Here is a 14,681-nt window from a genome sequence, read left to right as displayed (position 1 = left end):
CCACCCCGCCGCGCGCCCCCTGGCGCCCCGGGTGGCGTGTACCGACCGGACATTGACCCGGGGCGGATCTCCCTTTTGACTGGAAAGCGGCGGCATTGGCGGCTTGTGGCGGATCCCCGCCGCGTCGCCCGGACCGCCGCCAGCCAAGGAGGCGCTATGGCGAAGCAGTCATTGTCGGAAGTTCCTCAGACGCCTTTCGAAGGCACCCCGCCGACGCCCGTCGAAAGCCGGGCGCTGCCGATCGTCGTCCTCGAACCGGAGGCCGGGAGCTGTAGCTGCGGCGGCGGCTGCAAGTGCGGCTGCCAGAGCGGCGGCAGCTGCGGCTGTGGGGGCGCCTGCTGCCACTGACGGATCCCGCGCGTCAGCCGCGGACCGCTCGAAGCGGGCCGCCGGAGTTCATCTCCGGCGGCCCGTTCCCTTGTCACGGGATAGCTGTTAGGTTCACAAAACTAGAACCTGTATCAGTTTGGCGGGAGCGTCCCGGCAGGAGGCCGTCCATGTCCGAAGCCGTCATCGTCGAGGCGGTCCGCACCCCGATCGGCAAGCGCAACGGCGACCTGGCCACCCTGCACCCTGCGTATCTGCTCGGCGAGACGTACCGGGAACTGCTCAAGCGCACCGGCGTGCCGGCCGACGCGGTGGAGCAGATCATCGGGGGCTGCGTCACCCAGGCCGGCGAGCAGGGGTTCAACGTCGCGCGCACCGCGTGGCTGGCGATGGGGCTGCCGTACTCCACCGCCGCGACCACGATCGACTGCCAGTGCGGCTCCTCGCAGCAGGCGAACAACCTGATGGCCGCGATGGTCGCCGGCGGCACCGTGGACGTCGGCATCGGCTGCGGCGTCGAGGCGATGTCGCGGGTCCCGCTCGGCGCCAACGCCAAGTCCGGCTTCGGGCGTCCGCAGCCCGACGAGTGGAGCCTGGACATGCCGAACCAGTTCGAGGCGGCGGAGCGGATCGCGCGGAAATACGGGATCACGCGCGACGATATCGACGGGCTGGGAATCCTGTCGCAGGCCCGCGCCAAGCAGGCCTGGGCCGAGGGCCGCTTCGACCGCGAGGTGTTCGAGGTCCAGGTCCCGACCCGCGAGGAGGAGCGCGACGAGCACGGCTTGTGGCGCGGCGTCCGCCGGGACCAGGGGCTGCGCGACACCACCCGCGAGGGCCTGGCCGGACTGAAACCTGTTCTCCCGGACGGCATCCACACCGCCGGCACCGCCTCGCAGATCTCCGACGGCGCCGCCGCGGTGCTGTGGGCGTCGCGGGACACGGCGCGCGCCCTGGGACTGCGGCCGCGCGCCCGCATCGTCGCGCAGGTGATGGTCGGCTCGGACCCCTACTTCCACCTCGACGGCCCGATCCCGGCCACCACCGCGGTGCTGGCCAAGGCCGGGATGACGGTCGCCGACATCGACCTGTTCGAGATCAACGAGGCCTTCGCCTCCGTGGTGCTGTCCTGGTCGCGCGTGCACCGCGTGGACCTGGCGAAGGTGAACGTCAACGGCGGCGCGCTGGCCATCGGCCATCCCGTCGGCGCGACCGGCGCGCGCCTGTTCACCACGGCGCTGCACGAGTTGGAGCGCGCGGACCAGGAGTTCGCGCTGCTCACGATGTGCCAGGGCGGGGCGCTGGGGATCGCGACGATCATCCAGCGGATCTGATCACCCGCCACTGACTTGGGGGCTGGGGCTTTGGGGCCCCGATATCTCAGTGCGCGTATCCGCAGTACCGCTTGCGCGAGTAGTTCTCCGCGTACTCCGGCGGGGTGATGCCGTCGAGCAGGTCGGCGCTGGGCTTGGCGGTCCCGGCGGCCAGGCTCAGCGGGATGGACCCGGCCCAGTACGGCAGCGCCAGGTCCTCCTCGTCGTCGGCGACCTGGTCGCCGCGCGCCTTCAGCGAGACCTGCTCCAGGTCCAGGGCCAGGATCGCGGTCTGCGCCAGCTCCTTGCGGGTGGGTTCGCGGGATTCGGCGGTGCGGCCCGGGGCGATGTGGTCGATCAGGGCCCGCATGGCGTCCAGGCGCTCGGCCGGGTCCGAGACCACCCGGGCCGTGCCGTGGACCATGACGCTGCGGAAGGCCACCGAGTGGTGGAACCAGCTGCGGGCCAGGACCAGCGCGTCGCAGAGGGTGACGGTCACGCCGACCGGCTCGCCGTCCAGGCCGGCGAAGCGGCCGCCGGTCGAGCCGTGCACGTACAGCCGGTCGCCGATGCGCGCGTGGACCGTCGGCAGGGCCGCCGGGGCGCCGTCGAGGACGAAGGCCAGGTGGCACACCAGCGCCTCGTCGAGGACGGCGTGCACGGCGGCGCGGTCGTAGCCGACCCGGCCCTGGTAGCGGGTGGCGGTGGTGCGCGGGGTCTTGGCGTAGGCGCCCTCGGTGCCGTGGCCGAGCAGGCAGGCCTCGGTCTCGGCGTCGCGGGCCGGGAGGGGATCGGCGGGGGTCTGCGTCGGGCTCTGAGTCGGGGTCGGGCTGGGGGCCGCTTGCGTCATTTTTCGTCCTAGTGCAAACTAGTCACTGTGGTAGTTCAAACAACCTCACCGGCAGCGTACAAAATCTCCGGCCGGGGCGCCAGCCAGATCGCGGCCTCGATCGAGTCCGGCATCGCCGACGGGGAGCTGCCGCCGGGCCGGGCGCTGCCGCCGATCCGGGACCTGGCCACCGAGCTCGGGGTGAACCCCAACACGGTCTCGGCCGCCTACCGTCTGCTCCGCGACCGCGGCGCGGTGGAGACCGCCGGACGGCGCGGAACCCGGGTGCGCATGCAGCCCGCGACCGCGCCGCGCAACCTCAGCTTCCCGATCCCGCCCGGCGCGAAGGACCTGGTCACCGGCGACCCGGACCGTCGGCTGCTGCCGGAACTGGTCTTCCCTGAAGGGGCGTCGCAGCGCCTCTACTCCGGCGACATGATCCTGCCGGACCTGCTCGACACCGCCCGGGCGCGGATCGGCGCCGGTCACGTCGCGGTCGACGACCTGCTGCTGACCTTCGGCGCCGGCGACGCCATCGACCGCGCCCTGACCGCGCATCTGCGTACCGGGGACCTGGTCGCCGTGGAGGATCCGGGCTGGGGCGCGGTCTACCGCCTGCTGCCGGCGATGAACCTGACCGCCGTGCCGGTGCCGATCGACAACGAGGGCATGACGCCGGAAGGCCTGGCCTCAGCGTTGAAGCGGGGCGTGCGCGCGGTGATCATCACCAGCCGCGCACAGAACCCGACCGGCGCGGCGGTGTCGGCGGAGCGTGCCAAAGCCCTGCGCAAGCTGCTGGCCGAGCGCCGCGACGTGCTGGTGATCGAGGACGACCACGGCGCCGACATCACGCCGCACCACGCCTTGCACACGGTCACCGGGGTCACCGAGCACTGGGCCCACATCCGTTCCCTGTCCAAGGCGTATGGCCCCGACCTGCGCTGCGCGGTGGTCGCCGCCGACGGCACCACCGGCGGCCGGATGGCCGGGCGGCTCCGGCTCGGCGCGGGTTGGGTCAGCCAGTTGATCCAGGCCCAGGTGCACCGGCTGTGGACGGACGAGGCGGTCCAGGCGCAGATCGTCGACGCGGCCCGCACGTACACCGACCGGCGCGACGCCCTGATCACCGCACTGGCGGCGCGCGGCATCAAGGCGATCGGCACCAGCGGCATCAACGTCTGGGTCCCGGTGCCGGAGGAGGCGGTCGTGGTCGGCGGGCTGCTGGCGGCGGGGTGGGCGGTCGCCCCCGGCGCCTGGTTCCGCGTCGACAGCCCGCCGGGGATCCGCATCACCGTCGCGCAGCTGGACCTGGCCGACGTCGAACCGCTCGCGGACGCCCTCGGCAGAGTTCTGACAGCCTCCGGGTCCAACGGCTCGGTGTAGGCGATCGGCGCAAGAGATCAGTGTAGGAAATTCGCATAATCTGTTCGCCCGTGGCGAACGCGGGCCGCGACCATCGCGGAACCCTTCTCTCGCCCCCGGCCCCGACATACCGTGGCCGGGTGGGCGAATGGTGGTCGATCGAGGTCGCGGACGGCGAGTTCTCCGCGGCTTCTTGGAAGGACGCGCACGGCCGCGACCTGATCCGCACCGCGCTGGAGTTCGGCGCGGAGGACTGGGCCTGGGTCGAACGTCCTTGGGGCGTGGTGCTCGAACTCTGCTTCCCCGAGGACACGACGGTCGGCGGCTGGTCCGCCTTCCGCGAGGCGACGCTGGTGAAGGCGGCGCTGGACGCCGTGCCGGATCCGGTGAACGGGCTGCTGGTGTATCCGGGGCGCGGGGGCTCGTCGGGCGCGCGCGTGCCGCGCAAGCCGAAGCCGGCGCCCGCGGCCGCGGCTGCTGCGCTACCGGAGCCGGAGGTGGTCGACGAGGTGATCGACCTCGCTTCGACAGCGGCGGTCGAGGAGCTGCCGGTGGATCGCGGGCGGGTCGTTTATCCGCTTAGCGCTTAGCCGTTGGCGGTTGGCGGTTGGCGGTTAGCGGTTAGCGTTGGCTGTTCTCTGCTAGGCGAGCACCGCAGCTATTTCCATGCGCCGCGCCGCTTGAGCACCGTCGCCGCCGCCACCGCGAACCCGACGCCGGCGACGAGTTCGTGCGAGACGAACCGGTGCGGTTCCTCGTCCTGGATGCGGCCGTGGAAGCGGTTGACGGCGTCGGGCCAGAGCTTGCGCTTGAAGATGATGTGCGCGGGCTTGTCGAGGTCCGGCATCGCGGCCCCGGCCATGCCGAGGACCACCGAGGCGGCCAGCTTCGCGCGTCCGTTCCCCGGCGTGCGCAGGACGGCGCGCGTGATGACCCCCATCGCGGCCAGGCCGGTGAGCCCGTCGGCGACCGCCACCCGCAGGAACTGCTGCTCGCTGTCCCACTTCCCCCAGTGCGGCAGCGCGTCGAGCGCGAAGTGCGACGCCACCCCTAGCGCGATGGCGGGCAGCGGGCGTCGTACGGCTGCGCCGATGACCGCTCCGGACAGGACGTGATTGGTCACCAGCATGCGCCCACGCTAGCCGAGCGGTGATCCGAACCCCCGGCAGGCTCGCGTCAGAAGCGGCAGAAGACAGCGGTGACGTCGTCGTGGAGCTTGCCGCGGTAGGCGTCCGGCGCCGCCAACTCCTCGGCCCGCACATCGGCGACGAGCTGGCGCGGGCCGTACTTCTCCATGCCCTCCAGCAGATCGAGCCACGTACGGCCATAGCGTTCGACGAGGCGCGTGATGCCGTCGGTCACCAGCCCAGCACGGGTGACGGCGGCGCGCGGAATGCTGCCGACGAGCGCCTTGTCGGCCGCATCGGGGCGGTTGGAGGCGACCCAGAAGCCTTCATCGTTGTTGCGCAGCCGGCTGACGCCTTCGCGGGTGTAGTCGCTCAGGTGACCGGTGCGGGCGTCGTGGGCGACGGTGAGGCCGGCGTCGCCGTGCTCGACGACGACAGCGGAGTCGCCGAGGACGAGGTAGTCGACGGCATCGGCCGTGCAGCGCAGGATCGCGACGGTGCTCGACGGGCTGTCGGGATTCCGCAGATCGCACTTGCCCTCGTGGTCACACATCGTCGCCACGATCCCCTGCCGCAGCGCGTCGGTCAGCGGCACCGCCGGCTTCTGTGCCAGCACAGTGGCGAGGTTCGCGCCGAGATGCGCGACGAGCCACGGGACGTCGTGGACGCAGCCGGAGTCGACCCCCGCCGGCTCGGTCGCGCCGTCCAGCACGATGACGAAGCGCTCGGCGGCGAGGACGAAGTCGTCGTTGGGGCGCAGGTCGGATGCTGCCTGACAGATGTAGGTGACTTCCACGCTCTGTCCTCTCGGGCCGGTATGGACACAGCCAGGCTTCGCTGGCCCCGCCAGCCAACCCTTTCCAGGTGAACGCAACAAAACCAGCCCCGGAAAACACCAAAGGGCCCCTCCGAAGAGGAGCCCCGGGCCGCAGCAGGTCAGGTGGGCACAGACAGGTTCGAACTGCCGACCGCTCGGGTGTAAGCCGAGTGCTCTTCCGCTGAGCTATGCGCCCTCCAGAAGGCCGCCGGGGCGACCCTCAAGAGGGAAAGAGTACCCGACCCGAACCGGTCTTGCGGCACGTGATTCCCGGGCGGGAGTGCGGACCGGGCCCGGCGGCCGCAGAGGACCCGCCGCGGGCCCGCTACGAGCCCGCCGCGGACCCGCTGCAGGCCCCACCCGAGCCCGCTGCGAACCCCAGTAACCCCCTCAGCCCAGCCCCTTCGGCTGCCCGTCCTGCCAGCGCATGCCCCAGCCGTACATGCGGTCCAGCTCCGACTGGAAGCCGGTCGTGAACTGGACTTCGCGCTGGACGACCAGCTCGGAGCCGTGGCGCAGCAGCAGGGCTACGGCGCACGACTTCGCCTGGGCGATCGGGTTCTCCAGCTTGATCTCCAGCGGGTTGCCGCTGGCCGGGTGGAGGGTGACCTTGGCGTTGGCTCCGTCGAAGGCGCCTTGGTAGGCGAAGACGAAGATGAGGACGCGGTTCAGTTCGTCGGCGTGGTCGAGGTTGATGAACAGGTTCTCGCCGATGGCGCTGCCGCTGCGGTCGTCCTGGTCCAGGCGGATGTACGGGGGGCGTTCGAAGTCGCCGCGGCGGTGGCCTAGGGCCTGCACGACGCCGCGCTGGCCGGCTGTGAACTCGTAGAGGCAGCCGAGGTCCAGGTCGACGAGGCGGCCGTGGCTGATCGGCGGGGGTTCCAGGCGGCGGGAGGAGAGCTTGAGGCCGCCGGTGGGCCTCGGGGTGGGGATCATGGGGAGCTGGTCCCAGATCAGGTTCACGCGCAGTGTGCCGCCGGCGGCGCCGCGGCCGGTGAGCGACTGGACCGGGCGGGCCGCGGTCATCTTCTCGACGCGGTTGCCCCCTTCGCCCTCGTCGGACGCCCTGATGATCATCCGGTTCAGGCGCATCGCTCTACCCCCTCTGATGAAGTTGTCTGACATCCCTATCCATCTGACTACAGTTTGCTACCCAGTGGTGGCGAGGCGGAACGTTCAGTCCGTTCTCTGGCCGAAATGGCGCTCCAGGGCGGCGTGGACGTCCTCGGACAAGGTGGTGACTCCGGAGCGGGATTCGGCGGGGTTCTCGGCGGCCGCGGGGGTTTCCGCGGTCACCTGGTCCTCGGCTCCGCAGTCCTTGCACTGCGTGCTGCCGAGGGCGCGGGCCAGGCGGGCGGAGCCGCAGGCGGCGCAGTGGGCCAGGTCGGAGGTCCAGTCCCGGCCGTTCTGGCAGTCCGGGCAGACCAGGACCTGCTCCCCGGCACGCACGCCCCGCCGCCACGGTGACGCGCCTCGGACCGGGTCGGTCTGGCGGGCGCCGCAGCGGTGGCAGGGCATGGCGTGGAGGTTTCCTATACGGGTGAGTCGCCGGCGCCTGGGCCGGCGCGTCGGATGGGGTGTGTCACACGCCGGCCGCGGTGAGCGCGGCTCGGTAGTCGTCCAGCGAGCGTGCGTCCGCCAGGCCGTTGACCACGGTCCAGCGCACGACGCCCTCAGTGTCGATGAGGAAGGTCCCTCGGACGGCGCAACCGCGCTCCTCGTCGAAGACCCCGTACGCGCGCGCCGCCCCGCCGTGCGGCCAGTGGTCGGCCAACAGCGGGAAGCCGAAGCCGGCTTCGTCGGCGTACGCGCGCAGCGAGTACAGCGCGTCGCACGACGCCGCGAGCACCTGGACGCGCTCGTTCTGGAAGTCGTCGACGCTTTCATGGATCGCCTGCAGTTCCGAGCCGCAGACCCGGGAGAAGGCGAACGGATAGAAGACCAGCAGCACGGCCTGCTTGCCCCGGAAATCGTCCAGGGAGACGGTCTGCCCGTGCTGGTCGGTCAGCGTGAGGGCCGGAGCCCGCTCGCCGACCGCCGGCACCGGCGGCTGCTCTGCTTCGACCTGCGAGGCCGGTCCGGCCGTGGCTCGGGCTGCCGCTCCGGACGCGCCCGGGACGCCGGAGGCTCCGGCGCCACCTCCGGACACCCCGACAGCACCGGACCGCGCCGGACCGCTTGAGAGATGGGTGGTGGAAGGGCCGCCGTCAGGCGGCCCGTTCGGGGAGGACATCGCCGCTAGTTCCCCGCGCTGTCGTCGACCTTGGCCCGGACCGTGGACTTCGCCAGCTTGCCGCCGGCCTTCGGGCTCACCAGGCGGGTGCCGGACCAGTTCGGGCCGGCGCTGATGCTGGAGGTCGCCGACAGTCCGGCGGTCGGGGCCGCCTCGCCGATCTCGCTGGGCTCCACGTGGCCGTCGTGTCCCACCTTGGGCGTCAGGAGCCAGATCGGACCGCCGTCGGCCAGCGCGGTCAGCGCGTCGACCAGGTTGTCCACCAGGTCGCCGTCGTCCTCGCGGTGCCACAGCACCACCGCGTCGACCACGTCTTCGAAGTCCACGTCGACCAGATCCGCGCCGATCGTGTCCATGATGGCCTGACGCAGTTCCTCGTCGCAGTCCTCGTCCCAGCCGAGTTCCTGCACCACCTCGCCCGCCTGGAAGCCCAGGCGCACCGCCAGCGGATTGGCGGCGGCCGCCGGAACCGTGTCCGCGACCGCGCCCACGGAACTGTCCTCCTTCATGTCGTTCTGCATTCCCCTAGTCCATACGCCGGAAGCCCAAGACGCAACTACCCGTCGGACGGCGAGTCCGGCGCGGTGTCGCCCGAGAGGTCCTCCACGGGGCGTCCCTCGACCACCGCGTCGGGTCCGGGGAACACCAGTCCTTGATGCCCGTCGTCGAAGCGCACCAGGTAGGGAGGGGTGCCGGCGGGCCCCTTGACGTCGATGATCTCGCCGGCCCGGTCGGCCTCGCCGACGTGGGCGGCGTGCACGTGAAGCCGGTCTCCCACTGAAGCTCGCATGTCTCCAGTTCACACCCGGCTCCCGCCGATGACCACCCCTCGGCGCGCATTTATACCGATCTATAACGGTTACCATCGAGTAGATGTGACGTCCACGGCATGCGCGTTAGACGATGGTGGACGATGTAACCGAGAAGATCTACAAGATCTCTGTCTAGGTTGAAGGACGACAGTGGCACCCGGACAAGAGCGTTTCCCCATCATCAGTGACGGCCTCCCCACTCAGCTGCCGGACGTGGACCCGAACGAGACCGCGGAGTGGATCGAGTCCCTGGACTCCGTCGTCAACGAACAGGGCCGCCAACGTGCGCGGTACCTGATGCTGCGCCTCCTCCAGGAAGCCCGCGCGAAACAGGTCGGCGTGCCGGGCCTGCGCTCCACGGACTACATCAACACGATCCCGCCCGAGGCGGAGCCGTGGTTCCCGGGAGACGAGGACATCGAGCGCCGGATCCGTGCGTTCATCCGGTGGAACGCCGCGATCATGGTGTCCCGGGCGAACCGTCCGGGCCTGGGCGTCGGCGGCCACATCGCCACCTACGCCTCGGCCGCGTCGCTGTACGAGGTGGGCTTCAACCACTTCTTCCGCGGCAAGGACCACGGCGAGTCCGGCGACCAGGTCTACTTCCAGGGCCACGCCTCGCCGGGCATCTACGCCCGCGCGTTCCTCGAGGGCCGGCTCACCGAGCAGCACCTGGACGGCTTCCGCCAGGAGACCTCCCAGGCGCCCTTCGGCCTGTCCTCCTACCCCCACCCGCGCCTGATGCCGGACTTCTGGGAGTTCCCGACCGTGTCGATGGGCCTGGGCCCGATCGGCGCGATCTACCAGGCCCGGTTCAACAAGTACATGTACTCGCGCGGCATCGCGGACACCTCGCGCAGCCACGTCTGGGCGTTCCTCGGCGACGGCGAGACCGACGAGCCGGAGTCGCTCGGCGCGATCGGCCTGGCCGCCCGCGACGAGCTGGACAACCTGACCTTCGTGATCAACTGCAACCTGCAGCGCCTGGACGGCCCGGTGCGCGGCAACGGCAAGATCATCCAGGAGCTGGAGTCCACCTTCCGGGGCGCCGGCTGGAACGTCATCAAGGTGATCTGGGGCCGCGACTGGGACCCGCTGCTGGCCCAGGACACCGACGGCGCGCTGGTGAACAAGATGAACACCACGCCCGACGGCCAGTTCCAGACCTACACGGTGGAGTCCGGCGCCTACATCCGCGAGAACTTCTTCGGGGACGACGCCCGGCTGCGCAAGATGGTCGCGGACATGCCGGACGACCAGCTGCGCACCCTCTCGCGCGGCGGCCACGACTACCGCAAGGTGTACGCGGCGTTCAAGGCGGCCCGCGAGCACACCGGCCAGCCGACCGTGATCCTCGCCCACACCATCAAGGGCTGGACGCTCGGCGAGCACTTCGAGGCCCGCAACGCCACGCACCAGATGAAGAAGCTCACCAAGGCCGAGCTCAAGAGCTTCCGCGACCGGCTGCACCTGCCGATCACGGACGCCCAGCTGGAGGCGGACCTGCCGCCGTACTTCCACCCGGGCGAGAACTCCCCCGAGATCCAGTACATGAAGGAGCGCCGCGCCGCGCTCGGCGGCTACCTGCCGCGCCGGCAGATCCGCTCCAAGCCGCTGATCCTGCCCGGCGACGACGTCTACGGGCAGCTGAAGAAGGGCTCCGGCAAGCAGGCGATGGCCACCACCATGGCCTTCGTCCGGCTGCTCAAGGACCTGATGCGGGACAAGAACATCGGCGCGCGGTTCGTGCCGATCATCCCGGACGAGGCCCGCACGTTCGGCATGGACTCGCTGTTCCCGACCGCGAAGATCTACTCGCCGCACGGCCAGACCTACGACGCGGTGGACCGGGACCTGCTCCTGTCGTACAAGGAGTCCACCCAGGGCCAGATCCTGCACGAGGGCATCAGCGAGGCCGGGTCCACGGCGTCCCTGGTCGCCTCCGGCAGCTCCTACGCCACGCACGGCGAGGCCACGATCCCGGTCTACATCTTCTACTCGATGTTCGGGTTCCAGCGCACCGGCGACCAGTTCTGGCAGATGTCCGACCAGCTCGGTCGCGGCTTCGTGCTGGGCGCCACGGCCGGCCGCACCACGCTGACCGGCGAGGGCCTGCAGCACGCGGACGGCCACTCGCACCTGCTGGCCTCCACCAACCCGGCGGCAGTCGCCTACGACCCGGCGTTCGCCTTCGAGATCAGCCACATCGTGCAGGACGGTCTGCGCCGCATGTACGGGTCCTCCGAGGAGCACCCGCACGGCGAGGACGTGTTCTACTACGTCACCCTCTACAACGAGCCGTACCAGCAGCCCGCTGAGCCGGCCGGGGTGGACACCGAGGGCATCCTCAAGGGCCTGTACCGCTACCAGGCGGCTCCGGACGGTCCTGCCGACAGGCCTAAAGCACAGATTTTGGCCTCGGGCGTCGGCGTCACCTGGGCTCTGAAGGCGCAGCAGATGCTGGCCGAGGAGTGGGGCGTGGCGGCGGACGTGTGGTCGGCCACCTCGTGGACCGAGCTGCGCCGCGACGCGCTCGCCGCCGACGAGCGCGCGCTGCTCTACCCGGAGGAGGAGCCGCGCACGCCGTACGTCACGCAGACCCTGGGCGCCACCGAGGGCCCGATCGTGGCGGTCTCGGACTGGATGCGCGCGGTGCCGGACCAGATCGCGCAGTGGGTGCCGGGCGACGCGACGTCGCCGCAGCGGTACACCTCGCTGGGCGCCGACGGCTTCGGCTTCGCGGACACCCGCGGCGCCGCTCGCCGGTTCTTCCACATCGACGCCGAGTCCGTGGTGACCGCGGTCCTGGCCCAGCTCGCCAAGCGCGGCGAGGTCAAGCGGGAGGCCCCGGCCGAGGCGGTCCGCAAGTACCAGCTGCACGATGTGCGCGCCGCGGGCGCCGGTCCGACCGGCGGCGAGGCGTAGCGCACTCTGGCGCACGAAAGCGCCCCGGCCGTCGGAACTCGACGGCTCGGGGCGCTTTTGCTTGGTCTGGCTGGCTTGCTTGTCCGGCTTGCTTGTCCGGCTTGCTCGCCCGGCCTGCTTGCCCGGTTCGCGGCGCGCAAGCCGCAGCCGCGCCTTGCGGAACCCCCCACGAGTTCCGCAAGACGCGGTGAAGTCGGCCGTCGCAACCCCCCGATCCACGGTCGGCGTACGACCACGGCTCCGCCCCACGCAGCCGGGTCGCCGCCGCACCGTCCGTTGCGCGACTCGCAGAGTCGAGGTTATGCATTGGCGATATCCGGAAGCGAGAATCCCGTACAACTCCGTACACTCGTCCGCAAGCCGTAGACCTGCGGCGATCCTCGGATGCGGTGCCACGGAAGGGGTTCTGTGACGGACGAGACGAGCTCCGCGGCTCCCGACCCCACAGGTGCGGTGGATCTTGCCGACTTCATCGAGCGGCTGCGGATGCTGCGGGCGCACACCGGCTCGCCGTCGTTCCGCGTGCTCGCCAAGCGCGTCGGGCCGCTGCTGAAGCCGCCGCAGGAGATCACGCACTCGACGGTCAGCGACGTCTTCGATCCGAGCCGGCGACGGCTGAACCAGGAACTGGTCGCGGCCATCGTGCAGGCGCTCGGCGTCCCCGAGGCGCAGGTCCCGCGCTGGCGCGCGGCGTGCGTCGCGGCGCACGCGACCGGGCGCCCGACCGGGACCGCCGGGGTGTTCCGGCAGCTGCCGGCCGAGCTGGCGACATTCACCGGCCGCCGCGAGGAGCTGGCCGCACTGATGGAGCTGGTCGACTCCGCCGGCACCGATGACGGCGCCGGCGAAGTCAGCACCGTCGTGGTCTCCGCGATCGAGGGCATGGCCGGCGTCGGCAAGACCCAGCTCGCCATCCGCGCCGCGCACGAGCTGGTGCGCGCGGGTCGCTTCGCCGACGTCCAGCTCTACGTGAACCTGCGCGGCTTCGACGCCGACGCGGCACCGGCCGACCCGGCCGACGTCCTGGACTCGTTCCTGCGGCAGCTGGAGGTGCCGGCACGGCGGATCCCGGCGGACCGGGCCGAGCGCGCCGCGATGTTCCGCGACCGGATCGCCGGCCGCGACGCGCTGCTGGTGCTCGACAACGCCGCCGACGAGGCGCAGGTCGCCGATCTGATCCCGGCCGATCCACGGTGCCTGGTGCTGGTCACCAGCCGGCGGAACCTGGCCGGGCTGGACGGCGCGCGGCTGTTCCGGCTGGACGTCTTCCCGCTGCGCGACGCGCTGGAGCTGCTGGCGCGCGTGGTCGGCGGCGAGCGGGTCGCGGCCGAGCCGGACGCCGCCGAGCAGGTGGTGCGGCTGTGCGGGCTGCTGCCGCTGGCGGTGTCGTTGGCGGCGGCGCGGCTGCGGTCGCGGCCGGCCTGGAGTCTGGAGCGGCTGGCGGCGTATCTGCGGGACAGCGGGCTGGACGCGGTGCGGGCCGGGAGCCGTGAGCTGCGTCCGGTGTTCGATCTCTCCTACCGCGACCTGCCGGCGGACACGGCGCGCGCCTTCCGGATGCTCAGCCTGCATCCCGGCCGCGGGTTCACGACCGGCGCGGTGGCGGCGCTGATGGGGACGTCCGAGGGCTCGGCGGAGGATGCGTTGGAGGCCCTGGTCGACGAGAACCTGGTCGAGCAGCGCACCGCGGACCGGTACGAGCTGCACGACTTGCTGCACGCTTATGCGTTGGAGCGTGCCGAGATCGACGAGAGCACTGCCGAGCGGGACGAGGCGCTGGCGCGGTTGCTGTCGTGGTACCTGCACACCGCCGAGAGCGTGTCGCGCACGGTGGAGAAGCGGCGTCTGCTGGAGCCGCTGCCGCCGCGCCCGGGCGAGCCGACGCCGCCCCGGTTCGACTCCGCGCCGGAGGCGATGGCCTGGTACGACGCCGAGCGCGGCAACCTCAGCGCGGTCCTGGCTCTCGCCGCCGACACCGGCCGGCACGAGCTCGCGCTGCGGCTGCCGGTGACGCTGCTGGGCTGCTACCAGTTGCGCAAGGACTGGACCCACTGGCGGGCCGGCTACGAGACGGGCCTGGCCAGCGCACGCGAGATCGGCGACCGGGTCGCGGAGAACCGTCTGCTGAACGGCCTCGGGCTGGCCCTGTACGACGTACAGGAGTACGAGAAGGCGGTCGAGGTCTACCAGGCGGGCCTGGCGGTGGCCGAGGAGCTGGGCGACCTGTCGCAGGTGGCGTCGATCCTGGGCAACATCGCCGGCTGCCACAGCCGCCTCGGCGACTACGCCACCTCCGAGCAGATGCACCTGCGGGGCCTGGAGCTGTTCCGCGAGGTGGGGAACCCGCAGAACCTGGCCTCGTCGCTGACGAACCTGGGCAACATGCTGCACGAGGCCAAGCGCCTGGAGGAGGCCCGCACGGCGCAGACGGAGGCGTGGGCGGCGGCGCGCGAGGCCGGCAACCGCCGGTACGAGGCGATCATCCTGTTCAACCTCGCAGAGGTCTGTGTGGACCTGGGCCGCCTGGCCGAGGCCGAGGAGGACTACCGCCTGTCGCTGGCCGCCGCCCGCGAAGCCGGCGACCGCCCGGTCGAGGCGGAGGCGCTGCGGTCGCTGGCACGGCCGCTGAGGGTGCTCTCGCGGCCTGCGGAGGCCCGGGACGTACTGCGGGAGGCGCTGGAGGTTTTCGAGGCTCTGGGGTCCCCGGAGGTGGCTGTGACGCGGGAGCGGTTGGCGGAGCTTGGAGGGTGAACATCGGCGGGTCGGGCGCGGGGCGGCGGTTACCTCCGGATCACGAGCAGCGTAGCGTGATATCAGAGGTCATATTCACTGCGAACGGCAGGATTTCCATGAGTGCAGATCCTGAGCACGCAGGCGCCGTCGAACAGCCCGACCCGAGCGAGATCTCCGGCGGTGTCTCCCAGTCCGTCTCCCAG

General features: G+C 71.3%; 13 protein-coding genes and 1 tRNA gene. 5 read left to right on the top strand and 9 right to left on the bottom strand.

Annotation, left to right across the window (positions count from 1 at the left end):
- Positions 1–497 precede the first annotated feature (497 nt).
- Positions 498–1,661: a steroid 3-ketoacyl-CoA thiolase gene (locus GWK61_RS23205; protein WP_194911275.1), complete on the top strand. Its 1,164-nt coding sequence runs from the start codon at positions 498–500 to the stop codon at positions 1,659–1,661.
- A gap of 46 nt (positions 1,662–1,707) precedes the next feature.
- Here the strand turns inward: GWK61_RS23205 and GWK61_RS23200 are convergent, their stop codons facing one another.
- Positions 1,708–2,490 carry a pyridoxamine 5'-phosphate oxidase family protein gene (locus GWK61_RS23200; protein WP_194911274.1) on the bottom strand — a complete coding sequence of 261 codons (783 nt, stop codon included), beginning with the start codon at positions 2,488–2,490 and terminating at the stop codon, positions 1,708–1,710.
- A gap of 27 nt (positions 2,491–2,517) precedes the next feature.
- Here GWK61_RS23200 and GWK61_RS23195 point away from each other — a divergent pair, with 27 nt between their 5' ends.
- Both GWK61_RS23195 and GWK61_RS23190 read left to right on the top strand, forming a co-directional pair.
- Positions 2,518–3,852 (top strand): aminotransferase class I/II-fold pyridoxal phosphate-dependent enzyme, encoded by a 1,335-nt coding sequence (locus GWK61_RS23195; protein ID WP_194911273.1) that lies wholly within the window; start codon positions 2,518–2,520, stop codon positions 3,850–3,852.
- A 119-nt stretch (positions 3,853–3,971) separates the two neighbouring features.
- Positions 3,972–4,421 carry a hypothetical protein gene (locus tag GWK61_RS23190; RefSeq protein ID WP_194911272.1) on the top strand — a complete coding sequence of 150 codons (450 nt, stop codon included), beginning with the start codon at positions 3,972–3,974 and terminating at the stop codon, positions 4,419–4,421.
- 68 nt (positions 4,422–4,489) lie between these two features.
- On the opposite strand, the gene GWK61_RS23185 is transcribed toward GWK61_RS23190, so the two are convergent.
- From GWK61_RS23185 to GWK61_RS23150, 8 genes are all read right to left on the bottom strand, one after another.
- On the bottom strand, positions 4,490–4,960 hold the full coding sequence (locus GWK61_RS23185) for a metal-dependent hydrolase (protein WP_194911271.1): 471 nt from the start codon (positions 4,958–4,960) through the stop codon (positions 4,490–4,492).
- Between the two features lie 47 nt (positions 4,961–5,007).
- On the bottom strand, positions 5,008–5,754 hold the full coding sequence (locus GWK61_RS23180) for a protein phosphatase 2C domain-containing protein (protein ID WP_323747710.1): 747 nt from the start codon (positions 5,752–5,754) through the stop codon (positions 5,008–5,010).
- 145 nt (positions 5,755–5,899) lie between these two features.
- Positions 5,900–5,971 (bottom strand) — tRNA-Val (locus GWK61_RS23175).
- 194 nt (positions 5,972–6,165) lie between these two features.
- A complete protein-coding gene (locus GWK61_RS23170; protein ID WP_228562794.1) occupies positions 6,166–6,867 on the bottom strand; it encodes a hypothetical protein in 702 nt (233 codons plus the stop codon).
- Positions 6,868–6,951: 84 nt separating this feature from the next.
- Positions 6,952–7,293 (bottom strand): hypothetical protein, encoded by a 342-nt coding sequence (locus tag GWK61_RS23165; protein ID WP_194911270.1) that lies wholly within the window; start codon positions 7,291–7,293, stop codon positions 6,952–6,954.
- Between the two features lie 64 nt (positions 7,294–7,357).
- A complete protein-coding gene (locus tag GWK61_RS23160; protein WP_194911280.1) occupies positions 7,358–7,819 on the bottom strand; it encodes a peroxiredoxin in 462 nt (153 codons plus the stop codon).
- A 194-nt stretch (positions 7,820–8,013) separates the two neighbouring features.
- Complete coding sequence (locus GWK61_RS23155; protein ID WP_228562792.1) at positions 8,014–8,529, bottom strand: DUF3052 domain-containing protein; 516 nt, start codon at positions 8,527–8,529, stop codon at positions 8,014–8,016.
- Between the two features lie 35 nt (positions 8,530–8,564).
- A complete protein-coding gene (locus tag GWK61_RS23150) occupies positions 8,565–8,798 on the bottom strand; it encodes a DUF1918 domain-containing protein (protein WP_194911269.1) in 234 nt (77 codons plus the stop codon).
- A gap of 172 nt (positions 8,799–8,970) precedes the next feature.
- On the opposite strand from GWK61_RS23150, the gene aceE reads away from it, so the two are divergent.
- Positions 8,971–11,745: a pyruvate dehydrogenase (acetyl-transferring), homodimeric type gene (aceE, locus tag GWK61_RS23145; RefSeq protein ID WP_194911268.1), complete on the top strand. Its 2,775-nt coding sequence runs from the start codon at positions 8,971–8,973 to the stop codon at positions 11,743–11,745.
- Between the two features lie 408 nt (positions 11,746–12,153).
- Positions 12,154–14,496 (top strand): ATP-binding protein, encoded by a 2,343-nt coding sequence (locus GWK61_RS23140; RefSeq protein ID WP_194911266.1) that lies wholly within the window; start codon positions 12,154–12,156, stop codon positions 14,494–14,496.
- The last annotated feature ends 185 nt before the right edge of the window (positions 14,497–14,681 follow it).

The sequence above is a fragment of the Catenulispora rubra genome (assembly GCF_015356825.1).
GTDB lineage: Bacteria > Actinomycetota > Actinomycetes > Streptomycetales > Catenulisporaceae > Catenulispora > Catenulispora rubra.
This window is presented reverse-complemented; position numbering and strand designations above follow the sequence as displayed.